This is a genomic window from Saccharothrix algeriensis, assembly GCF_016907655.1.
Classification (GTDB): Bacteria; Actinomycetota; Actinomycetes; order Mycobacteriales; family Pseudonocardiaceae; genus Actinosynnema; species Actinosynnema algeriense.
This window is the reverse complement of sequence record NZ_JAFBCL010000001.1, coordinates 1,784,602-1,806,925: the sequence shown is the minus strand read 5'-3', so window position 1 is coordinate 1,806,925 and position 22,324 is coordinate 1,784,602. Positions and strand designations below refer to the sequence as shown.

The 22,324-nt window shown below is 72.8% G+C and carries 21 protein-coding genes; 9 read left to right on the top strand and 12 right to left on the bottom strand.

Translation table 11 applies throughout. From position 1 onward, the window contains the following. Positions 1-84: 84 nt before the first annotated feature. From sdhC to JOE68_RS07885, 3 genes are read left to right on the top strand one after another with little or no spacing between them, the layout of a single operon-like run. Positions 85-846, top strand: coding sequence for a succinate dehydrogenase subunit SdhC (gene sdhC / locus JOE68_RS07895; RefSeq protein WP_204841672.1), 762 nt, complete (start codon positions 85-87; stop codon positions 844-846). A gap of 9 nt (positions 847-855) precedes the next feature. Then, a complete protein-coding gene (locus JOE68_RS07890) occupies positions 856-2,754 on the top strand; it encodes a fumarate reductase/succinate dehydrogenase flavoprotein subunit (protein WP_204841671.1) in 1,899 nt (632 codons plus the stop codon). 1 nt (position 2,755) lies between these two features. After that, positions 2,756-3,505: a succinate dehydrogenase/fumarate reductase iron-sulfur subunit gene (locus tag JOE68_RS07885; protein WP_204841670.1), complete on the top strand. Its 750-nt coding sequence runs from the start codon at positions 2,756-2,758 to the stop codon at positions 3,503-3,505. 153 nt (positions 3,506-3,658) lie between these two features. Here the strand turns inward: JOE68_RS07885 and JOE68_RS07880 are convergent, their stop codons facing one another. The 4 genes from JOE68_RS07880 to JOE68_RS07865 form a co-directional block, all read right to left on the bottom strand. After that, entirely contained in the window at positions 3,659-3,814 is a 156-nt protein-coding gene (locus JOE68_RS07880) for a hypothetical protein (RefSeq protein WP_204841669.1), read from the bottom strand. 144 nt (positions 3,815-3,958) lie between these two features. Further along, the gene (locus JOE68_RS07875) at positions 3,959-6,784 is read right to left on the bottom strand and encodes a vitamin B12-dependent ribonucleotide reductase (RefSeq protein ID WP_204841668.1); all 2,826 of its coding nucleotides are present in this window, start codon (positions 6,782-6,784) and stop codon (positions 3,959-3,961) included. 110 nt (positions 6,785-6,894) lie between these two features. Beyond that, positions 6,895-7,347 carry a transcriptional regulator NrdR gene (nrdR, locus tag JOE68_RS07870; RefSeq protein ID WP_204841667.1) on the bottom strand — a complete coding sequence of 151 codons (453 nt, stop codon included), beginning with the start codon at positions 7,345-7,347 and terminating at the stop codon, positions 6,895-6,897. 511 nt (positions 7,348-7,858) lie between these two features. Next, positions 7,859-8,350: a LysM peptidoglycan-binding domain-containing protein gene (locus JOE68_RS07865; protein ID WP_204841666.1), complete on the bottom strand. Its 492-nt coding sequence runs from the start codon at positions 8,348-8,350 to the stop codon at positions 7,859-7,861. Positions 8,351-8,570: 220 nt separating this feature from the next. Between JOE68_RS07865 and lexA the strand changes: the two genes are divergently transcribed. Further along, entirely contained in the window at positions 8,571-9,272 is a 702-nt protein-coding gene (lexA, locus tag JOE68_RS07860) for a transcriptional repressor LexA (protein ID WP_372443278.1), read from the top strand. Positions 9,273-9,282: 10 nt separating this feature from the next. Here the strand turns inward: lexA and JOE68_RS07855 are convergent, their stop codons facing one another. From JOE68_RS07855 to JOE68_RS07845, 3 genes are read right to left on the bottom strand one after another with little or no spacing between them, the layout of a single operon-like run. Next, on the bottom strand, positions 9,283-10,314 hold the full coding sequence (locus tag JOE68_RS07855; RefSeq protein WP_204841665.1) for an NHL repeat-containing protein: 1,032 nt from the start codon (positions 10,312-10,314) through the stop codon (positions 9,283-9,285). A 4-nt stretch (positions 10,315-10,318) separates the two neighbouring features. After that, positions 10,319-11,761, bottom strand: a complete 1,443-nt coding sequence (gene hflX, locus JOE68_RS07850; protein ID WP_204841664.1) for a GTPase HflX — start codon at positions 11,759-11,761, stop codon at positions 10,319-10,321. Between the two features lie 42 nt (positions 11,762-11,803). Then, positions 11,804-12,289 (bottom strand): ArsR/SmtB family transcription factor, encoded by a 486-nt coding sequence (locus tag JOE68_RS07845; protein WP_204841663.1) that lies wholly within the window; start codon positions 12,287-12,289, stop codon positions 11,804-11,806. A gap of 54 nt (positions 12,290-12,343) precedes the next feature. Between JOE68_RS07845 and JOE68_RS07840 the strand changes: the two genes are divergently transcribed. The 3 genes from JOE68_RS07840 to JOE68_RS07830 are packed head-to-tail and all read left to right on the top strand — an operon-like array spanning position 12,344 to position 14,597. Beyond that, positions 12,344-13,561 (top strand): MFS transporter, encoded by a 1,218-nt coding sequence (locus tag JOE68_RS07840; protein WP_204841662.1) that lies wholly within the window; start codon positions 12,344-12,346, stop codon positions 13,559-13,561. Next, on the top strand, positions 13,558-13,713 hold the full coding sequence (locus JOE68_RS07835) for a hypothetical protein (RefSeq protein WP_204841661.1): 156 nt from the start codon (positions 13,558-13,560) through the stop codon (positions 13,711-13,713). Before JOE68_RS07840 ends, JOE68_RS07835 begins: the two co-directional genes overlap by 4 nt. 11 nt (positions 13,714-13,724) lie before the next feature. Next, positions 13,725-14,597, top strand: coding sequence for an SMP-30/gluconolactonase/LRE family protein (locus JOE68_RS07830; RefSeq protein ID WP_204841660.1), 873 nt, complete (start codon positions 13,725-13,727; stop codon positions 14,595-14,597). Here JOE68_RS07830 and dapF read toward each other — a convergent pair. Genes dapF through JOE68_RS07815 form a run of 3 tightly spaced genes read right to left on the bottom strand, consistent with a single transcriptional unit; the run spans position 14,594 to position 17,040 of the window. Continuing rightward, complete coding sequence (gene dapF / locus JOE68_RS07825) at positions 14,594-15,394, bottom strand: diaminopimelate epimerase (RefSeq protein ID WP_372443277.1); 801 nt, start codon at positions 15,392-15,394, stop codon at positions 14,594-14,596. The two genes, JOE68_RS07830 and dapF, sit on opposite strands and share 4 nt — an antisense overlap. A 10-nt stretch (positions 15,395-15,404) precedes the next feature. After that, positions 15,405-16,307 (bottom strand): tRNA (adenosine(37)-N6)-dimethylallyltransferase MiaA, encoded by a 903-nt coding sequence (gene miaA, locus JOE68_RS07820; RefSeq protein ID WP_204841658.1) that lies wholly within the window; start codon positions 16,305-16,307, stop codon positions 15,405-15,407. A 4-nt stretch (positions 16,308-16,311) separates the two neighbouring features. Then, entirely contained in the window at positions 16,312-17,040 is a 729-nt protein-coding gene (locus tag JOE68_RS07815) for a class III extradiol ring-cleavage dioxygenase family protein (RefSeq protein WP_204841657.1), read from the bottom strand. A 217-nt stretch (positions 17,041-17,257) separates the two neighbouring features. On the opposite strand from JOE68_RS07815, the gene JOE68_RS07810 reads away from it, so the two are divergent. Further along, positions 17,258-18,580 carry a DUF349 domain-containing protein gene (locus JOE68_RS07810; protein WP_204841656.1) on the top strand — a complete coding sequence of 441 codons (1,323 nt, stop codon included), beginning with the start codon at positions 17,258-17,260 and terminating at the stop codon, positions 18,578-18,580. A gap of 784 nt (positions 18,581-19,364) precedes the next feature. Here JOE68_RS07810 and JOE68_RS07805 read toward each other — a convergent pair. Beyond that, entirely contained in the window at positions 19,365-19,838 is a 474-nt protein-coding gene (locus JOE68_RS07805; protein ID WP_204841655.1) for an Rv2732c family membrane protein, read from the bottom strand. Further along, positions 19,835-21,304, bottom strand: coding sequence for a tRNA (N6-isopentenyl adenosine(37)-C2)-methylthiotransferase MiaB (gene miaB / locus JOE68_RS07800; protein WP_204841654.1), 1,470 nt, complete (start codon positions 21,302-21,304; stop codon positions 19,835-19,837). Before miaB ends, JOE68_RS07805 begins: the two co-directional genes overlap by 4 nt. A 57-nt stretch (positions 21,305-21,361) precedes the next feature. Here miaB and JOE68_RS07795 point away from each other — a divergent pair, with 57 nt between their 5' ends. After that, positions 21,362-22,318, top strand: coding sequence for a TAXI family TRAP transporter solute-binding subunit (locus JOE68_RS07795; protein WP_307819570.1), 957 nt, complete (start codon positions 21,362-21,364; stop codon positions 22,316-22,318). Positions 22,319-22,324 lie beyond the last annotated feature (6 nt).

Here is a 22,324-nt window from a genome sequence, read left to right as displayed (position 1 = left end):
CAAGACCGACCCCTGTCACGGCGAAATCCACACCGAGTGGAAATCGGACCGTCCCGCCACAACGAAGTGGAACCGAGGTGAGGTATGAGGGCGCAGATCGCCCGGCGCACGTTGCGCACGGACCGGTGGTGGCTCCCGCCGCTGGCCACGTTCGCGGGCCTGCTGGTGATCTCGATCTACGCGGCGGTGCGCACGTTCATGGGCGATTACTACTGGGTGGACGAGTACCGCTACCTGACGCCCATGTACTCACCGTGCCTGAGCGAGGAGTGCCTGCCCGCGGCGGCGCACTTCGGCCGGCCGCTGCCGGAACTGCCGGGGTTCCTCACCCCGCCGGTGGTGATCATCCCGTTCCTGCTCGGGTTCCGGGTCACCTGCTACTACTACCGCAAGGCGTACTACCGGGCGGCGTGGCTCTCCCCGCCCGCCTGCGCGGTCGCCGAACCGCACGCCAAGTACACCGGTGAGACGCGCTTCCCGTTGATCGCGCAGAACCTGCACCGCTACTTCTTCTACGCGGCCTCCGTCCTGCTGCTGATCAACATTTACGACGCGCTGTACGCGTTCAGCACCGGCCTCGGGCTGGGCAACCTCGTGCTGCTGGTGAACGTGGCGCTGCTGGGCGCGTACACGCTGTCCTGCCACTCGTGCCGGCACATCGCGGGCGGGCGGCTGAAGCACTTCTCCAAGCACCCCGTGCGCTACCGGATGTGGACGTTCATCTCGAAGCTGAACGCCCGCCACATGCAGCTGGCCTGGGCGTCGCTGATCTTCGTCTGCGTCACCGACCTCTACGTCGCGCTGGTCGCCTCCGGGGCGGTCACCGACCTCCGGATCATCAACTGAGGAGCTGTTTTGCCCGAGGTGGAACGGCATTCGTTCGACGTGCTGGTGATCGGCGCGGGTGGCGCCGGCCTGCGTGCGGCGATCGAGGCCAGGGAGCACGGGATGCGCACGGCGGTGCTGTGCAAGTCGTTGTTCGGCAAGGCCCACACGGTGATGGCCGAGGGCGGCATCGCCGCGGCCATGGGCAACGCCAACCCCAACGACGGCTGGCAGGTGCACTTCCGGGACACGATGCGCGGCGGGAAGTTCCTGAACAACTGGCGGATGGCCGAGCTGCACGCCCGCGAGGCCCCCGACCGCGTGTGGGAGCTGGAGACCTACGGCGCGCTGTTCGACCGGACCGGGGACGGCCGGATCAGCCAGCGCAACTTCGGCGGCCACGAGTACCCGCGGCTGGCGCACGTCGGCGACCGCACGGGGCTGGAGCTGATCCGGTCGCTGCAGCAGAAGGTCGTCTCCCTGCAGCAGGACGACTTCGCGGCGACCGGCGACCACGAGTCGCGGCTGAAGGTGTTCCAGGAGTTCACCGTCACCGACCTGGTGCAGAGCACCGGCCCCGAGGACGGGCCCGACCACCGCGGGAAGGTCGCCGGCGCGTTCGGCTACTGGCGCGAGTCCGGCCGGTTCGCGCTGTTCGAGGCGCCGGCGGTGGTGCTGGCGACCGGCGGCATCGGCAAGTCGTTCAAGGTGACGTCGAACTCCTGGGAGTACACCGGCGACGGCCACGCGCTCGCGCTGCGGGCGGGCGCGTCGCTGATCAACATGGAGTTCGTCCAGTTCCACCCGACCGGCATGGTCTGGCCGCCGTCGGTGAAGGGGATCCTGGTCACCGAGTCGGTCCGCGGCGACGGCGGGGTGCTGCGCAACTCCGAGGGCAAGCGGTTCATGTTCGACTACATCCCCGAGGTGTTCAAGGACAAGTACGCCGACAACGAGGCCGAGGCCGACCGCTGGTACCGCGACCCGGACGGCAACCGCCGCCCGCCGGAGCTGCTGCCGCGCGACGAGGTGGCCCGCGCGATCAACTCCGAGGTCAAGGCGGGCCGGGGGTCCGAGCACGGCGGCGTGTTCCTCGACGTGTCGACCCGGCTGCCGGCCGAGGAGATCAAGCGCCGGCTGCCGTCGATGCACCACCAGTTCAAGGAGCTGGCGGACGTCGACATCACGGCGCAGCCGATGGAGGTCGGGCCGACCTGCCACTACGTCATGGGCGGCGTGCAGGTCGACCCCGACACCGGGGCCTCGTCGGTGCCGGGCCTGTTCGCGGCGGGCGAGGTGTCCGGCGGCATGCACGGCTCGAACCGCCTGGGCGGCAACTCGCTGTCCGACCTGCTGGTGTTCGGCCGGCGCGCGGGCGAGGGCGCCGCGGCCTACGTGGCGAGCCTGTCCGAGCGCCCGCGCTGCCCGGACGAGGCGGTGGCGCGGGCGCAGCACGTCGCCCTGGCGCCGTTCTCCGGCGAGGGCGGCGAGAACCCCTACGCGCTGCACGTGGAGTTGCAGCAGACGATGAACGACCTGGTGGGGATCATCCGCCGGGCCGAGGAGATGGAGCGGGCGCTCGACCGCCTGGCGGACCTCGGGCGGCGCGCGCGGTCGCTGACCGTCGAGGGCCACCGCCAGTTCAACCCCGGCTGGCACCTCGCGCTCGACCTGCGGAACATGCTGCTGGTCAGCGAGTGCGTCGCCCGCGCGGCGCTGCTGCGGACCGAGTCCCGCGGCGGCCACACGCGCGACGACCACCCGCGGATGGAGGCCGACTGGCGGCGCAGGCTGCTGGTGTGCCGGGCGTCCGGCGACGGGGTCGAGGTCACCGAGGAGCCGCAGGTCCCGATCCGCGCGGACCTGCTCGCGCTGTTCGAGCCCACCGAGTTGCAGAAGTACCTGACCGCCGACGAGCTGGAGGGCTGACATGGGGTACCAGGGGCACTTCAGGGTGTGGCGCGGTGATGCGGACGGGGGAGGTCTGGAGGACTTCACCGTGGAGGTCAACGAGGGCGAGGTCGTCCTCGACGTGATCCACCGCCTCCAGGCGACGCAGGCGGCGGACCTGGCCGTGCGGTGGAACTGCAAGGCGGGCAAGTGCGGCTCGTGCTCGGCGGAGGTGAACGGCAGGCCCCGGCTGCTGTGCATGACCCGGATGTCGGTCTTCGCCGAGGACGAGACGGTGACGGTGACGCCGATGCGGACGTTCCCGGTGATCCGGGACCTGGTGACCGACGTGTCGTACAACTACGTCAAGGCCAGGGAGGTGCCGGCGTTCAGCCCGCCCAAGGGCGTCGCGCCGGGCGACTACCGGATGTCCCAGGTGGACGTCGAGCGCTCGCAGGAGTTCCGCAAGTGCATCGAGTGCTTCCTGTGCCAGAACACCTGCCACGTCATCCGCGACCACGAGGAGAACAAGACGGCGTTCTCCGGCCCGCGGTTCCTGATGCGCGTGGCCGAGCTGGAGATGCACCCGCTGGACGAGGCGGACCGCGTGTCGGCCGCGCAGTCCGAGCACGGCCTCGGGCTGTGCAACATCACCAAGTGCTGCACGGAGGTCTGCCCCGAGCACATCAGGATCACCGACAACGCCCTGATCCCGATGAAGGAGCGCGTGGCGGACCGCCGCTACGACCCCATCGTCTGGCTGGGCGACAAGCTGTTCCGCCGGTCGTGAGGTAGCGGTCCACCGGCGTCGGGCCGCTCGCGCGAGCGGCCCGACGCCACCGGCTGCTGGCTCCGGCGGTCTCCGGGTACGCCCTGGCCCGCGGGTCCCCGGCGGCGAGCTCGGACAGGCCCTCGCCGTCCAGCACCAGCGCGCCGCCGGCCGCTACTCGACGTCCGGCCACGCTGCACCGGCTTCCGCGAGGTACTCCTGCGGGACGGGGCCGTGCTCCGCGTGGAGCAGGGCGGCGAGCTCGCCCAGCAGCTCCAGCTGCCGGGCGACCGCTTCGGTCACGTACTGGCTGAACTCGCCGCGCCCCACCCGCCGCTAAGTGCGCGACGTACTCGGACAGGGCACAGCGGTGCTGTCCACCACCGAGGGGGCGCCGCGAACGCGGCAGGGGCCGGGGCGACGACCGCCGCCCCGGCCCCTGCCGGAAAACCCGCCCCTGGAAGCGCCGGGGGCTCAGCTGCAACCGGAGGTCGAGCCGCAGCCCTCGCACAGGTAGCAGGAGCCCGCCGGGCGCATCTTGGTGCCGCAGGTCATGCACAGCGGCGCGTCGGCGGTCGTCCCGAGGTGCAGTTCGAGCAGTTCCGTGGAGCTGCCGACCTTCACGTCCGGAGCCTGCTCCGCCACCTCGGCCGAAGCCTTGACGGGGGTGGCGTCCACGGTCGTCCGCAGGCCCTCCAGGTCCACGTCGCCGCTGCCGTAGTCCTGCGCCACCTGCGCGGTGCGCTCGTCGGCGGTGAAGATGCCCAGCTGCGCGCGCTTCTCGAACGGCAGGTAGTCCAGGGCCAGGCGGCGGAACAGGTAGTCCAGGACGCTGGTCGCGATGCGCACGTCCGGGTCGTCGGTCATGCCGGCCGGCTCGAAGCGGAGGTTCTGGAACTTCGAGACGTAGAACTCCAGCGGGATGCCGTACTGGAGGCCGACGGAGATCGACATGGAGAACGCGTCCATCACGCCCGCCAGGGTCGAGCCCTGCTTGCCCAGCTTGACGAAGATCTCGCCCAGGCCGTCGTCCGGGTAGGAGCCGGCGTGCAGGTAGCCCTCCGCGCCGCCGACGGTGAACGAGACGGTCTGCGAGGGGCGCTTCTTCGGCAGGCGCTTGCGGACCGGGCGGTACTCGACGACCGTGTCGGGCTTGGTCTCCGACGACGACTTCGCCGACTTGCCCGCCGACAGCGGCTGGCCGACCTTGCAGTTGTCGCGGTAGATCGCCAGCGCCTTCAGGCCCAGCTTCCAGCCCTGGTAGTAGATCTCCTCGACGTCCTCGACGGTCGCCGCCTCGGGCATGTTCACCGTCTTGGAGATCGCGCCGGAGATGAACGGCTGCACCGCGGCCATCATGCGGACGTGGCCCATCGGCGCGATCGAGCGGTCGCCCATGGCGCAGTCGAACACCTCGTAGTGCTCCGGGCGCAGGCCGGGCGCGTCGACCACGTGGCCGTGCTCGCCGATGAACTCGACGATGGCCTCGACCTGCTCGGTCTGGTAGCCCAGCGCCTTCAGCGCGCGCGGCACCGTCTGGTTGACGATCTGCATCGAGCCGCCGCCGACCAGCTTCTTGAACTTCACCAGCGCGAGGTCCGGCTCGATGCCGGTCGTGTCGCAGTCCATCATCAGGCCGATGGTGCCGGTGGGCGCGAGCACGGAAGCCTGCGCGTTGCGCCAGCCGTTGCGGGCGCCGATCCGGATGCCGTCCTGCCACGCGCGGGTCGCGACCTTCTGCACCGCCGCGTCGTTCGCGTGGTAGGTGCGGATCAGGTCGTTGGCCGCCGCGTGCTTGCGGATGACGCGCTGGTGCGCCTCGGCGTTGCGCGCGTAGCCCTCGTACGGGCCGACGATGCCGGCCAGCTCGGCGGAGCGCTTGTACGCCACCGCCTGCATCAGCGAGGTGATGGACGCGGCCAGCGCCCGGCCGCCCTCCGAGTCGTACGCGTGGCCGGTGGCCATCAGCAGGGCGCCGAGGTTGGCGTAGCCGATGCCGAGCTGGCGGAACTTGCGGGTGGTCTCCGCGATCGGCTCGGTCGGGAAGTCCGCGAAGCTGATCGAGATCTCCATCGCGGTGATCACCAGCTCGACGGACTTCGCGAACAGGTCCGCGTCGAACCGGCCGTCGTCCCGGAGGAACTTCATCAGGTTCAGCGACGCCAGGTTGCAGCTGGAGTTGTCCAGGTGCATGTACTCCGAGCACGGGTTCGAGGCGGTGATCCGGCCCGACTCCGGCGTGGTGTGCCAGTCGTTGATGGTGCCGTCGTACTGGATGCCCGGGTCGGCGCACTCCCACGCGGCCTGCGCGAGCTTGCGGAACAGGTCCTTGGCGTCGACGGTCTCGATGACCTCGCCGGTCTGCCGCGCGCGCAGGCCGAACCGGCCGCCGTTCTCGTAGGCGTGCATGAACTCGTCCGAGACGCGGACCGAGTTGTTCGCGTTCTGGTACTGCACGGACACGATGTCCCGGCCGCCCAGGTCCATGTCGAACCCGGCGTCGCGCAGCGCGCGGACCTTGTCCTCCTCGCGCGCCTTGGTCTCGATGAACTCCTCGACGTCGGGGTGGTCGACGTCCAGGACGACCATCTTGGCGGCCCGGCGGGTCGCGCCGCCGGACTTGATGGTGCCCGCGGACGCGTCCGCGCCGCGCATGAAGGAGACCGGGCCGGACGCCGTGCCGCCGGAGGACAGCAGCTCCTTGGAGGAGCGGATGCGCGAGAGGTTCAGGCCCGCGCCGGAGCCGCCCTTGAAGATCAGGCCCTCCTCGCGGTACCAGTTGAGGATCGACTCCATGGTGTCGTCGACCGCGAGGATGAAGCAGGCGCTCACCTGCTGCGGGGAGTTGGTGCCGACGTTGAACCACACCGGGGAGTTGAAGCTGAACACCTGGTGCAGCAGCATCCAGGTCAGCTCGTGCTCGAAGACCACCGCGTCGGCGTCGGCGCCGAAGTAGCCGTGCTTGACACCGGCCTCGGTGTAGGTCTTCACCACGCGGTCGATCAGCTGGCGCAGGCTGTGCTCGCGCTGCGGGGTGCCCACCGCGCCGCGGAAGTACTTGCTGGTCACGATGTTCGTCGCGTTGACCGACCAGAAGTCGGGGAACTCGACGCCGCGCTGCTCGAAGTTGATCGAGCCGTCGCGCCAGTTCGTCATGACGACGTCGCGGCGCTCCCAGGTCACCTCGTCGTACGGGTGCACGCCCTCGGTGGTGTAGACCCGGTTCACCGCGAGGCGCTTGTCCCCCGCACCGCTGCGGGCGGCCGTCTTCTTGCTGGAGCCACCAACGGTCTCCGTCATTCCCCGTTCCTCTTTCCGCGCGTTGTCGAAATTCCGGTGTGCGACCGACGTCCGGGCTCCCGTCCGAGGCGGTCGCGGCAGGCTGCTGCCGAGTTCGTGGGTCCTGTGGCCTAGTCGCGCTGCGCGTTGCGGAGGTCGGCGATCTCGCGCTCGAAGTCCTCGACCGAGGAGAACGACCGGTAGACGCTCGCGAACCGGAGGTAGGCCACCTCGTCGAGCTCCCTTAACGGGCCCAGGATGGCCAGGCCGACCTCGTGGCTGGGGATCTCCGCGCACCCCGTCGAGCGGATGGACTCCTCGACGCGCTGGGCGAGCAGGTGGAAGGCGTCCTCGTCGACGGGCCTGCCCTGGCAGGCGCGGCGGACGCCGGTGACGACCTTGTCGCGGCTGAACGGCTCGGTGACGCCGGACCGCTTGACCACCGCGAGCACCGCCTCCTCGACGGTGGTGAAGCGGCGGCCGCAGCTGGAGCACGACCTGCGCCGGCGGATCACCTGGCCCTCGTCCACCTCGCGCGAGTCGACGACGCGGGAGTCGGAGTTGCGGCAGAACGGACAGCGCACGACTGGTCACCCCTCCCCGGCGCAGCACTCGTCGCGTTAGCCCCGCGGCGGGGAATACCCCAACCTGTGGACTAACGGCAACGGTGTAACCACTAGATGTGGGGGTCAACCTATGCCCGTGGCCCATCGGGTGCAAATTGGTCCGGCGTGTCCGGCGTGTCGTGGGACGGTGTGGCGAAGCGGGGGGAGAGGACCGCCGGCGAGGGGCGCGCGCGGTGTCGGTCCGCGCGTGCGCGGGAGGGCGCGCGGGGCCGGGGGAGGGCTCGTCCGGCCGGCGCGGGGAGGCGGCACGCGCCGGGGGAGGCGGCGTGCGCGGAGGTCGCAGCGGTGGCGGGGTCGCGCTCCGGTGGGACCCGGTGCGACGGCGGGGTCGCGCTCCGGTCGTGCTCGGTGCGACGGGCGGAGGCGTGCTCCGGCCGGACCTGGTGCGGCGGTGGGGCGTGCTCCGGTCGAGCCCGGTGCGGCGGCGGGGCGCGCCCGTCGGGTCCGGCGCGCGCGGGCGGGGCGGGGGTCAGCCGGTGCGGCCGTCCGGCACCACCAGGGGCAGGCCGGGCGTCACGGCGGGCGAGTCCAGGCCGTTGAGCTGCTTGATGCGCTCGACCACCGCTTCCGGGTCGTGGTCGGGGGCCGAGCGGACCGCGACGTCCCACAGGCTCTCGCCCACCTGGACGTGGACCACGCTGGTGCGTTCGGGGACCGTCGTCGCGCCCGAGCCGAACAGGTAGAGCAGGCTCAGGGACACCGCCGCCGCGGCCGCCAGCGCCGCGTGGAGGGCGAACCGGAGGACCGGGTGGCGGTCGCTGCCGCGGACCCGGCAGGCCGCGGCCCCCGGCGTCGCGGGGGCGGTCGCGGGCCTCGGGCGGGGGGTGTGGGGGCGGCGGGTGTCCGCGAAGCTGCGCAGGACCCGGGGCCCGGGGCGGAGGGGCTCGCCCCGGCGCACGTCCTCCGCCACGGCGCCGTCGACCAGTTCGAAGCCGGTCCGCCTGCCAATCACCACCGCCATGACGTCCTCCACTTCGCCGGCCGACCCATCATGATCGAACTGGTGTTCGATCGAACGTCCGTGCGAATGTCTACCACCGGAACCGGCGAAATGCGAAGGACACGCCGACGCTTACTTCGAACAGGTGTTTGATCTGGGCGTAGAGTGCGGCTACCTTCGACAGCTGAAGATCGACGTACAGCCGGCCTGCGCGATCGGGACCGGTGAGGAGGGAAGCACCGTGGCTCGCAAGACCGAGGACGACCCGCGCGTCGCCGCCGAGGCGCCCTCCGCGCCCGGCCCCGTGGACGTCGCGGGCAACGCCGGGTTGACGCTGCGGCAGCGCAAGGTGCTCGACGTGATCCGCGACTGGCTGGACCGCTTCGGCTACCCGCCCAGCGTCCGCGAGATCGGCGAGGCGGTGGGCCTCACGTCCACCTCCTCCGTCGCGCACCAGCTGCGCGCGCTGGAGCGCAAGGGCTTCCTGCGGCGCGACCCGAACCGGCCGCGCGCGGTGGGGGTGTTGCCGACCGAGATCGTCACCGGGCTCGACCCGGCCTCCCGCCCGACGCCCGCCTACGTGCCGATGCTGGGCCGCATCGCGGCCGGCGGGCCGATCCTGGCCGAGGAGTCCATCGAGGACGTCTTCCCGCTGCCGCGCGAGATCGTGGGCGAGGGGGAGGTCTTCCTGCTCAAGGTCGTGGGTGACTCGATGGTGGATGCCGCCATCACCGACGGTGACTGGGTCGTGGTGCGGCAGCAGCCGACCGCCGAGAACGGCGACGTCGTCGCGGCCATGATCGACGGCGAGGCGACGGTGAAGACCTTCAAGCGGCGGGACGGCCACGTGTGGCTGCTGCCGCACAACCCCGCCTACCAGCCCATCCTGGGCGACGAGGCGTCGATCCTGGGCAAGGTCGTCGCGGTCCTGCGCAGGCTCTGAGCCGGCGCCGTCAGGCCCGGCGTCGGCGGGAGCGGCGGACCAGCAGCCCCATCAGGGCCAGCGCCGCCGCGCCCGCCCCGACCACCGGCCACAGGGGCCGGTCCCCGTCCGCCGGCGCCGCGGCGGCCGGGTCGCCCACCGGGTCGTCCTCGTCCCGGGTCGTCGGCGCGGGCGTCGTCGTCGTGGGCGCGGGCTCGGCCAGGGCGGTCGCCCCGGCCACCGCGCGCACCGCCGAGTCGACGCCCCGCTCGCCGAACTCCGACGCCGACAGCAGGGTGCCGTCCGGCTCGAAGGCGATGGCCTCGCCCTGGGCCTCGTCGGGCAGCGGGACGCGGACCGGGTCGGACCCCAGGGCCTTCGCCAGGTCGCCGCCGGTCACCGGGAACAGGTAGGCGTCGGTGTAGGTGCGCAGGGCCGCCACCGCGCCGTCGGCCGACATCGCGCCGCCGGTCACGACCCTGGTCACCACGGAGCTGCGCACCGGCCCCCCCGGTGTGTCCGAGCCGCTGATGCCGACCTTCGCGACCTGCTCCATCGGTGTCGGCGCGGCTTCGTCCAGCTCGCGCACCGGGCGGTAGACCAGGGGCGAGCCCAAGGTCTCCTTGGTCACGACGTGCGGCACGCCCGCCGCGTCCAGCAGCAGGGCCTCGGCGTCGTGCTCGCCGTCGGGGTAGGTCAGCCGGTAGAGCCGCACCGCGCCGTCGGGGGAGACCGCGTGCAGGGCGACCGTCTCGCGCGACCTGCCGTTGTCGCCGGTGTCGGCCAGCCACAGCGTGCCGTCCGGCGCGAGGGCGAGGTCCTCCACGTCGAACGGGTTGGTCGCCGCCCGGATGGTCCGGGTGATCCGGCACGTGCGGTCCAGCACCTGGACCTCGACGCGGCCGTTGTCGCTGTCGTTGACCGCGAACCACTCGTCACCGCTGGAGGCCAGGCCGGACAGCTCCGCCAGCCGCTGGTCGGTGATCCGGCAGACGTCGACGACGGCCGGCTCCGCGAGGGCGGAACCGGCCGTCAGGGCCAGTGCTGTCAGCGCCGCGAGCAAGGGCCTAGGCGCGGCTCGCGTTCGCGGCGAACTGCTCCAGGACGCCGGCCAGGTCCGGGCGGACCCGGGCGCTGAGCTCGGTGCCCTCCTCGGTGTGGTGCTCCCGGAGCACCTCGCCCTCGCGGTGCACGCGGGCCACGATCTCGCCCCGCGCGTACGGCACCAGCGCCTCCACGACGACCTGCGGGCGCGGGATGAGGGTCGCGATGCGCTCCCTCAGCTCCGCGATGCCCTCGCCGGTCCGCGCGGACACCAGGACCGCCGTCGGGAACAGGTGGCGCAGGCGCGCCAGGCCCAGCTCGCCCACCGCGTCGACCTTGTTCACGACCAGCAGCTCCTGCGGCATCGGGTCGTCCCGGCGCTCGCTGATCTCCGAGATCACCTCGCGCACCGCCGTGACCTGCTTCTCCGGCATCCCGTCCGAGCCGTCGACCACGTGGACCAGCAGGTCCGCGTCGGCGACCTCCTCCAGCGTCGACCGGAACGCCTCCACCAGCTGGTGGGGCAGGTGCCGGACGAAGCCGACGGTGTCGGTCAGCGTGTAGGGCAGGCCCTCGGGGGTCTGCGCGCGCCTGGTCGTCGGGTCCAGGGTGGCGAACAGCGCGTCCTCCACCAGCACACCCGCCCCGGTCAGGGCGTTGAGCAGGCTGGACTTGCCCGCGTTGGTGTAGCCGGCGATGGCCACGTTCGGCACCGCGTTGGCGACCCGCGCGCCGCGCTTGGTGTCCCGGATGACGCCCATCGCGGCGATCTGCCTGCGCAGCTTCGCGATGCGCGCCCGGATGCGCCGCCGGTCGGTCTCCAGCTTCGTCTCACCGGGACCGCGCAGGCCCACGCCGCCGTTGCCGCCGCCGGCGCGGCCACCGGCCTGCCGGGACAGCGACTCGCCCCACCCGCGCAGGCGCGGCAGGAGGTACTGGAGCTGGGCCAGCTCGACCTGCGCCTTGCCCTCCTTGGAGGAGGCGTGCTGGGCGAAGATGTCCAGGATCAGGGCGGTCCGGTCGACCACCTTGACCTTGAGCTTCTCCTCCAGCTGCCGCAGCTGGCCGGGGGACAGCTCGCCGTCGCAGATCACCGTGTCCGCGCCGGTCGAGATCACGACGTCGCGCAGCTCGCCGACCTTGCCGGAGCCGATGTAGGTGGCCGGGTCGGGCCGGTCGCGGCGCTGCACGAGGCCCTCGAGCACCTCGGAGCCCGCCGTCTCGGCGAGCAGCGCCAGCTCCGCCAGCGACGCCTCGGAGTCGGCCGCCGTGCCCTCGGTCCACACGCCGACCAGCACGACGCGCTCCAGCCGGAGCTGCCGGTACTCGACCTCGGTGACGTCCTGGAGCTCGGTGGACAACCCGGAGACGCGGCGCAGCGCGGCGCGGTCGGCGAGGGCCAACTCCCCGGTGGACAGCTCGTCCTGGTCGAGCCACTCGTTGCCGATGTGCGTGTTTTCCGTCATTTGCCTCTTATCGTCGCAGGTGCCGTGGCCGGGGTCGGGTGGTCAATCGCCCGGGTAGATCGCCAGGTAGATCGCCACGCGCTCCCCTCCCGGGTCGTCCGGTGCGGCCTCCAGCTCATCCAACAACGAACGGAGGCGCCGTTTTAGTTCCGCGCGGTCCGCCCGGACGACGAGCCGGCTCTGGTCGAGCTGCCCGGGCGCCAGCTCGGCGATCTCGCCGAGGAACGCCTCGACCATCGCCTCGCGGGTCTCCCGGGCGTGCCCGGCGGCTATCTTCCACGACAGGCCGGTGGACCGGTACGGGATTTCCCGCGCCCCCCGGTTGCCGGTGCGCGCCGGTTGCGGCTCCAGGAAGCCCGCGGCCACGAGCTTGCGCACGTGGTGCAGCGTCGTGGCGGGGTCCTTGCCGAGCCGTTGCGCGATCTCCTTGTTGGTCAGGGCGCGGTCGTGGGTCAGGCGGATGATGCGCAGCCGCACGGCGGAGGCGAGGGCCGCGGCTTCCGCCTCGGTGGGCGGGCGTCGGTGCATCGGTCCAGGATAAGTGATTGACACTTTCCAATCACTTCGTGAGACTCCCGTGCCGTGTCCCTCTGGTCGCACCGCGATTTCCGCCTGCTGTGGGTGGGCGACACCATCAGCCAGTTCGGCTCCACGGTCGGGCGGACCGTGCTGCCCCTGCTCGCCGCCGGCGCCCTGGCGGCCACCCCGTTGCAGATGGGGGTGCTGACCGCGGCGAACACGGCCGCGTTCCTGCTCATCGGCCTGCCGGCCGGGGTGTGGGTGGACCGGCTGCGCCGCCGCCCGGTGATGCTGGCCGCCGACTTCGCGCGGGCCGCCCTGGTGCTGACCGTCCCGGTGGCGTGGTGGCTGGGGGCGCTGACCTTCGGGCACCTCGTCGTGGTCGCCCTGCTGGTGGGCGCGGCCACCGTGCTGTTCGACGTCGCCTACCAGTCCTACCTGCCCGCCCTGGTCGGGCGGGACCAGTTGGTGGAGGGCAACTCGAAGCTCACCGCCAGCCACTCGGTCGCCTCGGTGTCCGGGCCCGCGATGGCGGGCGGCGTCGCGCAGGCCGTCGGCGCGGCCAACGGCGTCCTGGCCACCGGCCTGGGCTACCTGGGCTCGGCGCTGTTCCTGCTGCGCATCCGGACCGAGGAGCCCCCGCCGCGCGTCGCCGACCGGCGGGGCCTGGCCGCGGAGATCGCCGAGGGCCTGCGGTTCGTGTTCGGCAACCGGTCGCTGCGGGCCGTCGTCGGGACCACCGGGACGGCGAACTTCTTCGACGGCGTCGGGATGGCGGTGATGGTGCTGTTCCTGGCGCGCGGGCTGGGGCTGTCCGAGGGCGTGATCGGCCTGCTGTTCAGCGCGGCCGGCGTCGGCGGGGTGCTGGGCGCGCTGACCGCGAACCGGTGGGGCGCCCGGTTCGGGCAGGAGCGGGCGATCTGGCTGTCGATGCTGCTCACCCAGCCGTTCGGGCTGCTGCTGCCGCTGGCGGGGGCCGACTGGCGGCTGGTGTTCGTGGTCGTCGCGGACCTGGTGCTGGCCTACGGCGCGATCGTCTACAACATCACCCAGGTCAGCTACCGGCAGGCGATCTGCCCGGACCACCTGCTGGGGCGGATGAACGCCTCCATCCGGTTCGTCGTGTGGGGCGCGGTGCCGCTGGGCGGCCTGGTGGGCGGGCTGCTCGGCGGCGCGGTGGGCGTCGTCGCGACGCTGTGGGTGGCCGCGGTCGGCCGGGCGCTGTCGGTGCTGTGGGTGGTGTTCTCGCCGCTGCGGACGCGCGACGGCGTCCCGGCGTGACCTCCGGCTGCCCCAGGCCGGCGACGGCGCCGGCCGGGCAGGTCGGCGCGCGGGGCGCGCTGCGGGTCGCGTCGGCGGGGGTGGTGCCCACCGCCGGGTGGGTGCTCGCGTCACCGCTGCGGGCGATGCGGGCGACCCCCGGCGCTCACTAGCGTCGAACGCCATGGTCGACACCACCGTGCTGCGCGAGGGCCTCCGGTTCGGCGAGTCCCCTCGGCACGGCCCCGACGGCAGGCTCTACTACTCCGACTTCTACGACCACGAGGTCCGCGCGCTCGACCTCGACACCGGCGCCGAGACCGTCGTCTGCGCGGTGCCCGGCCAGCCGTCCGGCCTGGGGTGGCTGCCGGACGGGCGGCTGCTGGTGGTGTCGATGACCGACCGCACCGTGCGCCGGCTGGAGGGCGACGAGCTGGTCCTGCACGCCGACCTGAGCGGCGTCGCCACCTTCCACGCCAACGACCTGCTCGTCGACCGCGAAGGCCGGGCGTACGCGGGCAACTTCGGCTTCGACCTGCACGCGGCGATCGCGGCCGGCGGCGAAGCCCCGCTGATGGAGCCCGACCGGGTGATGCCGGGGGCGTCGCTGGCGCTCGTCCAGCCCGACGGCGCGGTGTCGGTGGCCGCCGAGGACCTGAAGTTCCCCAACGGCATGGGCTTCCTGGCCAACCGGCAGGACGGGCCGCGCACCCTCGTCGTCGCCGAGACGCTCGCGTTCGCGCTGACCGCGTTCGACGTCGCCGAGGACGGCTCGCTGTCCGGCCGGCGCCTCTGGGCCGGCCTGCGGGAGCACCTCATCGCGCCCGACGGCGTCGCCACCGACGACGAGGGCGGCGTCTGGGTCGCCCCGGCCCTGCAGCCCTGCGCGTTCCGCGTGGTCGAGGGCGGCCGGGTCACCCACAAGGTGGAAACCAGCCAGAACTGCTTCGCGGTCGCGCTGGTGGGCGACCGGCTCGTCTGCTGCACCGCGCCCACCTCGCAGCCCGAGGCGGTCGCCGGCGCCCGGCTGGGCCGGCTGGAGGTGCGCGAGCTCTAGAGGGCGTCCCACCAGGCCCGGTCGAGCTCCCCGCGGGCCAACAGCACGGCCGGGCCGGTCAGGGTGGCCGCGTCCTGCTCGACCACGACCGACACCCGTCCACCGGGGACGTCCACAGTGGCCTTCCCGGTGCGCCGGCCGGTCCCGTGCAGCCAGGAGGCCACCGCCGCGACCGTTCCGGTGCCGCACGACCTCGTCTCGCCCACGCCGCGCTCGTGGACCCGCATCCGCAGCGCGCCCTCGTCCAGCACGTTGACGAACTCCACGTTCACGCCCTCGGGGAACACCCCGCGGTCGTAGCCGGGCTGCTCGCGCAGGTCCAGCGCCGCGACGGGGGTCGTCGTCACGCACGCCAGGTGCGGGTTGCCCACGTCCACGGCCACGCCCTCGAACACCTGCCCGCCCACCTCGGCCGCCGAGGCGCCGGTGACCCGCACGGGCCCCATGTCGAGCGTTACGGAGCCGTCCTCGTGCGCCACCACGTCCCGCTGCCCGGCCCGCGTGCCCACGGTGAACGAGCCGAGCGGCGCCAGGTCCGCCTCCACCAGGTACCGGGCGAACACCCGCAGGCCGTTGCCGCACATCTCGGCGATGGAGCCGTCGGCGTTGCGGTAGTCCATGAACCAGGGGCCGAGGTCGGGCCGCACGACCCGCAGCACGCCGTCCGCCCCCAGCCCGCGCCGCCGGTCGCACAGCGCCCGCACGCGCGCGACGGTCAGGTCCAGCAGACCTTCGGGATCGGGCAGCACCACGAAGTCGTTCTCGGTGCCGTGACCCTTCAAGAACTCGACTCCCACGCCCACCAGGCTACTTCGCGACCAGTTCGAGCACGTCGTCGACCAGCCCGGCGGAGCCCGCGTCGAACCAGGTGACCCGCCGGTCGCGCCGGAACCAGGACCGCTGCCTGCGCACGAACCGGCGGGTGGCCTGCGCGGTCTCCCGGGCGGCGGTCGCGAGGTCGTGCGCGCCGTCGAAGGCCGCCAGCACCTGCTGGTAGCCCAGCGCCCGCGACGCCGTCCGCCCGTCCCGCAGGCCGGCCGCCTCCAGCGCGCGCACCTCGTCCACCAGCCCGTCGGCGAACATCCGGTCCACCCGCCGGTCGACCCGCTCGTCCAGTTCGGGCGCCGCGCGGTCCAGCCCCACCAGCACCGCGCCGTAGCGGGCCGGGCCGGGCTTGGGCAGGCTCGCCGAGAACGGCCGCCCGGTCAGCTCCACGACCTCCAGCGCCCGCACCACGCGCCGCCCGTTGCTCGGCAGGATGGCCAGCGCCGCCGCCGGGTCCACCCCGGCCAGCCGCGCGTGCAGCGCCTCCGCCCCGAACGCGGCCAGCTCGCCCTCCAGCCGGGCCCGGACGCGGTCGTCCGTGCCGGGGAACACCAGGTCGTCCAGCACCGCCTGCACGTACAGGCCGGACCCGCCCACCAGGACCGGCACCCGCCCCGCGGCCAGCACCGACTCCACCACCGCGCGGGCCCGGCGCTGGTAGGCGGCCACCGAAGCGGTCTGCGCCACGTCCAGCACGTCCAGCAGGTGGTGCGGCACGCCCCGCCGCTCCTCGGGCGTGACCTTCGCGGTGCCGATGTCCATGCCCCGGTACAGCTGCATCGAGTCGGCGTTGACCACCTCGCCGCCCAGGGCGAGGGCGAGCCGCACGGCGAGGTCGGACTTGCCGGTGGCGGTGGGGCCGACGACGGCGACGGGGGCGTTCACGCCGTCAAGCCTCCCAGACGGCCACGTGGTACCCGACGCCGAACGGCGCCAGGAACTCCGACCGCGTGCACCGCCACGGCCCCGGCACACCCGCCAGCACCTGCCACGCGGCCCGCCCCCGCGCGCCCAGCTCGTCGGCCAGCACCGGGTCGAGGGCCGCCAGCGCCGCCGGGTCCGCCGCGGCCAGCGCCGCGCGGACGGCCTCGTCGAACGGCCCCGCCCGCTCGTCCGGCCGGCCCACCGCCTGCTCGCCGTGCCGGTGCGAGCCGTCGCCCAGCACGAGCAGCGCCCGGCCCGCCAGCCGGGACCCGAGCGAGACGCACTCGGCCACCGGCAGGTCCGGCGGCACGAGGTGCACGCGCACGCTGCGCGCCCCGGCGTGCTCCCGCAGCCACGCCGCCACCAGGACGGGCAGCGGCAGGTCCGGCTCCGCGGAGGACGGCCGCCCCGAGAGCGACCCGGAGAGCGACCCGGACAGCGACCCGGACAGCGACCCGGACAGCGACACGGGCACGTCGACGCCGTAGCCGTGAAACGATCCGGCAACGTTTTCCACCGTTCGGGGACCGGTCGGGTCGACCGCGACCGCCGTCCAGTCCGGGTCGTGGGCGGCGAGTTCCCGTGCCGCGGCAAGGCAGGCGGCCCGCACCGGTGCGGTTTCCCCCACCGCACCACCGACCAGTTCGGGCACCAGCAGCGGGGGGTGCGGCACCACGGCGACACGCGAGATCATGGCAACGCACGCTACTCATCGGCCACCACCAGTACCGATGCGAGCCTTGACCTGTTTGAATGCGCGCGGGGTACTGGGGACGGCAGAGGAGTCCGCGAGACCTGTACGCAGGGTCGAGCTGCCGCCCCAGGTACCCGGGTGCTGGGCCCCGCCATCGGCGGGGCGCCCGTGGTCGGCACGGGCACCACGAAGTGGGCAGGCGAGGAGGAAGCCGGCGATGACGGAGCACGAGACGACACCGGAAGCCACTGGCGACAGTGGCACGGGGGCGGTGGTCGAGGAGACGCGGGCGGCGAGCACGCCCCCGCCGGTCCCCGTGGCGTCGGACCACCCTGACCGCTGGGGGCGCGTGGACGCGGACGGCACCGTCTACGTCAAGACGGCCGACGGTGAGCGGGTCGTCGGTTCCTGGCAGGCGGGGGAGCCCGCCGAGGGCTTGGCGCACTTCGCGCGCCGGTTCGACGACATCCGGACCGAGGTCGAGCTGCTGGTGACCAGGCTGTCGTCCGGCGCCGGTGACCCGAAGCACGCGCTGACCAGCGCCAAGCACGTCCAGGAGAGCCTGGCGGACGCGGCCGTGGTCGGCGACCTCGCGGCCCTGGCGGCGCGGGTCGAGCACGTGCTCGCCAAGGCCGAGGAGGGCATGGAGGCGGCCAAGGCGGCCAAGGACGAGGCCCGCGCCCAGGCCGGGGCCCGCAAGCTCCAGCTGGTCGAGGAGGCCGAGGTCCTGGCCAACGAGTCCACCCAGTGGAAGGCGGCCGGCGACCGGCTGCGGGCGATCCTGGACGAGTGGAAGACCATCCGCGGCGTCGACCGCAAGACCGACGAGCAGCTGTGGCGGCGGTTCTCCAAGGCGCGCGACGCGTTCAACCGCAGGCGCGGCTCGCACTTCGCCGACCTGGACCGCCAGCGCGGCGTGGCCAAGACGCGCAAGCAGGAGCTGGTCGAGGAGGCGGAGAAGCTCGTCGACTCCGACGACTGGGGCCCCACCGCCGGCCGCTACAAGGAGCTGATGGTCGAGTGGAAGGCCGCCGGGCGCGCGCCCAAGGAGGCCGACGACGCCCTCTGGCAGCGCTTCCGGGCCGCCCAGGACGCGTTCTTCGCCAAGCGCTCGGAGGCGTTCTCCGAGCGTGACGCGGAGTTCGCGGCCAACGCCAAGCTCAAGGAGGAGCTGCTGGCCGAGGCCGAGCACATCGACCCGTCGCACGACCTGGAAACCGCCCGCCAGCAGCTGTACCGGATCCAGGAGCGCTGGGACGCGATCGGCAAGGTGCCCCGCGAGCGGGTCCGCGAGCTGGAGGGCAAGCTGCGCGCGATCGAGGAGAAGGTGCGCGGCGCGGTCGACGCCCAGTGGCGGCGCTCCGACCCGGAGGCCGAGGCCCGCGTGGCCCAGTTCCGCGAGCGGGTGGAGCAGTTCGAGGCCCAGGCGGCGAAGGCCCGCTCGGCCGGCGACAAGCGCCGCGCCGAGCAGGCCGAGGCGCAGGCCAAGCAGTGGCGCGAGTGGCTCGCCGCCGCGGAACAGGCAGTGGCCACCCGCTGACCACCGCACACCGAGGACCGGGCTCCCCCTCCACGCGCGGAGGGGGAGCCCGTCCTTTTGGCCGGCGACACCCCGCCCCATTCCGGGCAACGCCGGACACCGCCCGGAACCGCTTTGGACACACCCCGCGCCGCTCGAAACCGGCTTGACACCGCGCCGCGCCGCCCTGAAATCGTTTTGAAGCCGCGCCGCGCCGCCCTGGAATCGGTTTAAAGCCGCGCGCAGCGCGCACCCCGCCCCGGGCTGCGTGTCATCCCCGTATGGCCTGCGCGCAGCGAACCGCATGTGTCAAGGGGAGATCGGGACACCCGACCACCGCACACCCGGTTCGATCTCCCCTTGACACATGTGGTTGTCTTTGACCAGGCCATACGGGGATGGCACGACGCCCTGAGCTTGGTCTTTGTGTCATCCTTGGCGGCCTCTCGGCCGCTCTTCCTACTTGTACCCCGCACCGATCCGGGTGAGATTCGGGGCCGTGCAGCCCGAGGCTGAAAAGAAAAAGAGTCCTCGCCGGACAGGCAGGCCGCCAAGGAGGAGGAAAAGAAACAGCGGTCGTGTTCTCCCCGTATGGCCTGTCAAAGACGACCATGCTTTCTTGGGGGGTGCAAGCGAAAAGCGTGCTTGCACCCCCCAAGAAAGCATGGTAGCCCTCCGGGCAGGCCATACGGGGAGAACACAAAGGCCGGCTTCTGTGCGGGCGCGCGAACGACTAAGAGCGCTTTGGGGGCGGTTCGGGGTGGGGGTTTGGGGGCGGTTCGGAGGGGGGTCGGAGGTGAGGGGGTCAGGTGATGTCGGCTCGGGAGGCGGCGATGCGGAGCCACTTCACCAGCAGGACGGCGATCGCCACCACGGCCAGGATGAGGCCCAGGCCCGGTCCCGGGCCGGGGTGGTGGCCCGTCGTGGTCTGGGTGGTCCAGATCGACAGGACGCCGCTGACCGAGGCCGCGAACGACGCCAGCGCGCAGACCCAGGCCAGGGCCCACTGCCGCACCACCAGCGTGACGGCGGGCAGCAGCACGCCCGCGACGAGGGCGGCGAAGGAGAAGAACTTGGGCATCGCCGGGGCCTCGCCCAGCAGCACCCGCAGGCCGGTGTCGCCGCCCACCCAGGGCAGGACCAGGGACACCAGGATGGCCAGCACGGCCACCGCGATGGTCAGCGCGCCGGTGCCGGGGTCGAACCGGCGCGCGGCCGAGCGGCCCACGCGGTCGATCTCGTCGCGCAGGCCGGCCAGGTCGTCGGGTTCGGCGTTCATCCGGCCGAGCACCCGCCCACGGCGGCCGGCAGGGGCTCGGGCGCGCCGAACTTCGGCAGGCCCAGGGTCACGCCGGCGGTCTTCGGCTTGATGCCCGCCTCCGAGCGGTCGCCCGCCCTGGTGCGGCGGTGGCTGATCAGCCCGCCGTCCGCGATGAGGTTGTGCGGCGCGGCGTAGGTGATCGCGGTCTCCACCACGTCGCCGGGGCGGACGGCGGCGTCGCCGGGGGCGAAGTGCACCAGTCGGCCGTCGCGCGCGCGGCCGGACAGGCGGTGGGTCTCGGCGTCCTTGCGGCCCTCGCCGTGCGACACCAGCACCTCGACGGTGCGCCCGACCTGCAGCTTGTTCTGCTCCCAGGACAGCTCGTTCTGCAGCGCCACGAGCCGGTCGTACCGCTCCTGCACGACCCGCTTGGGCAGCTGGTCGGGCAGCTCGGCGGCCGGCGTGCCGGGGCGCTTGGAGTACTGGAAGGTGAACGCGCCGGCGAACCGGGCCTCCCGCACCACGTCCAGGGTGGCCTGGAAGTCCTCCTCGGTCTCGCCGGGGAAGCCGACGATGATGTCGGTCGTGATCGCCGCGTCGGGCATGGCCCGGCGGACGTCCTCCAGGATGGCCAGGTACCTGCCGGACCGGTAGGAGCGGCGCATCGCCTTGAGCACGCGGTCGGACCCGGACTGGAGCGGCATGTGCAGCTGGTGGCACACGTTCGGCGTCTCGGCCATGGCCGCGATGACGTCGTCGGTGAAGTCCTTCGGGTGCGGCGAGGTGAACCGGACCCGCTCCAGCCCCTCGATGCCGCCCGTGGCGCGCAGCAGCTTGCCGAAGGCGTACCGGTCGCCGAACTCGACGCCGTAGGAGTTGACGTTCTGCCCGAGCAGGGTCACCTCCAGCACGCCCTCGTCGACCAGGGCCCGCACCTCGGCCAGGACCTCGCCGGGGCGGCGGTCCTTCTCCTTGCCGCGCAGCGACGGGACGATGCAGAACGTGCACGTGTTGTTGCACCCGACCGACACCGACACCCAGCCGGAGTAGGCGGAGTCGCGGCGGGCGGGCAGGGTCGACGGGAAGGTCTCCAGCGAGTCCAGGATCTCGACCTGGGCCTCGCGGTTGTGGCGGGCGCGCTCCAGCAGCACCGGCAGCGACCCGATGTTGTGGGTGCCGAAGACGACGTCGACCCACGGCGCGCGGTTGACGATCTCGCCCTGGTCCTTCTGGGCCAGGCAGCCGCCGACGGCGATCTGCATGTCCGGGTTCGCGCTCTTGGCGGGCGCGAGGTGGCCCAGCGTGCCGTAGAGCTTGTTGTCGGCGTTCTCCCGGACGGCGCAGGTGTTGAACACCACCACGTCGGGCGGTGCGTCGCCTTCGGCGGGCGTGTAGCCCGCCTCTTCGAGCATCCCCGCGAGGCGCTCGGAATCGTGCACGTTCATCTGACACCCGAACGTGCGGATCTGGTAACTGCGGGTCACTGCACCTAATCCTTCCGTCGGGTCCAGGGTAGAGGCTGGTCGTGGGACGATGCGCGGGTGTCGGGAACGCTGCTGCGAGTGCACGCCGCGGGGGCCGTGCTGGCCCTGGCCGCGCTCGCCATGACGGGCTGCGGCGCCGGGTTCGACCACGTCAAGCTCACCATGGCGGCGGGGAGCGACACCGGCGTCTACTACAAGCTGTCCACCGCGCTGGCCGACGGCTGGACCCGCGACCCGGGCATCCCCCGGCCGCAGGTGGTGTCCACCGCCGGGTCGGTGGACAACCTGGAGCGGCTGCGGACCGGGCAGGCCCAGGTCGGGTTCTCGGCGGCGGACGCGGCCGAGGACGGGCAGGCCGCGCCCGGCGGTCACCGGCTGTACGCGCTGGCCCGGATGCACGACGACTACCTGCAGGTGGCGGTGCGCGCCGACGTCCCGGCCACGAAGCTGGCCGACCTGAGGGGCCTGCGGGTGTCGGTGGGCGCGCCGGACTCCGGCGTGAGGCTCATCGCCGAGCGGCTGCTGCGCTCGGCGGACATCCCGCCCGACGAGCTGAAGGTCCGGTACCTGGACCTGAACGCGACCACCGACGCGATGCGGGCCGGCGAGCTGGACGCGTTCTTCTGGTCCGGCGGCGTGCCGACGGCCGGTGTGACGACGCTGGCCTCCACGGTGCGCATCCGGATGCTGGACCTGGAGGACGTGCTGCCCGGCCTGCGCGGCCAGTACCCGGTGTACGGGTCGGCGACGCTGCCCGCCTCGGCCTACGAGCTGCCCGGCGGCCCGGTCACCACCCCCGTCACGACGCTGGTGGTGCGCAACTTCCTGCTGGTCACCGACGCGATGCCGGACGACGTGGCGGAGGCGCTGCTGCGCGGGCTGTTCCGGGCGCAGCCCGACCTGGTGGCGGCCAGCCCGGTGGCCAGGTCCATAGAGGTGAGGTCGGCGATCGAGACGACACCGCTGCCGCTGCACCCCGGCGCGAAGAACTACTACCGCGACGTGAAGGTCTGACGGCGG

Coding starts and splice junctions, on each gene's coding strand:
- JOE68_RS07810 (WP_204841656.1), top strand. CDS start 17,258: ATGACGGAGCACGAGACGACACCGGAAGCCACTGGCGACAGTGGCACG.
- JOE68_RS07865 (WP_204841666.1), bottom strand. CDS start 8,350: ATGGCGGTGGTGATTGGCAGGCGGACCGGCTTCGAACTGGTCGACGGC.
- JOE68_RS07805 (WP_204841655.1), bottom strand. CDS start 19,838: ATGAACGCCGAACCCGACGACCTGGCCGGCCTGCGCGACGAGATCGAC.
- JOE68_RS07815 (WP_204841657.1), bottom strand. CDS start 17,040: ATGATCTCGCGTGTCGCCGTGGTGCCGCACCCCCCGCTGCTGGTGCCC.
- sdhC (WP_204841672.1), top strand. CDS start 85: ATGAGGGCGCAGATCGCCCGGCGCACGTTGCGCACGGACCGGTGGTGG.
- JOE68_RS07885 (WP_204841670.1), top strand. CDS start 2,756: ATGGGGTACCAGGGGCACTTCAGGGTGTGGCGCGGTGATGCGGACGGG.
- hflX (WP_204841664.1), bottom strand. CDS start 11,761: ATGACGGAAAACACGCACATCGGCAACGAGTGGCTCGACCAGGACGAG.
- JOE68_RS07830 (WP_204841660.1), top strand. CDS start 13,725: ATGGTCGACACCACCGTGCTGCGCGAGGGCCTCCGGTTCGGCGAGTCC.
- JOE68_RS07845 (WP_204841663.1), bottom strand. CDS start 12,289: ATGCACCGACGCCCGCCCACCGAGGCGGAAGCCGCGGCCCTCGCCTCC.
- JOE68_RS07875 (WP_204841668.1), bottom strand. CDS start 6,784: ATGACGGAGACCGTTGGTGGCTCCAGCAAGAAGACGGCCGCCCGCAGC.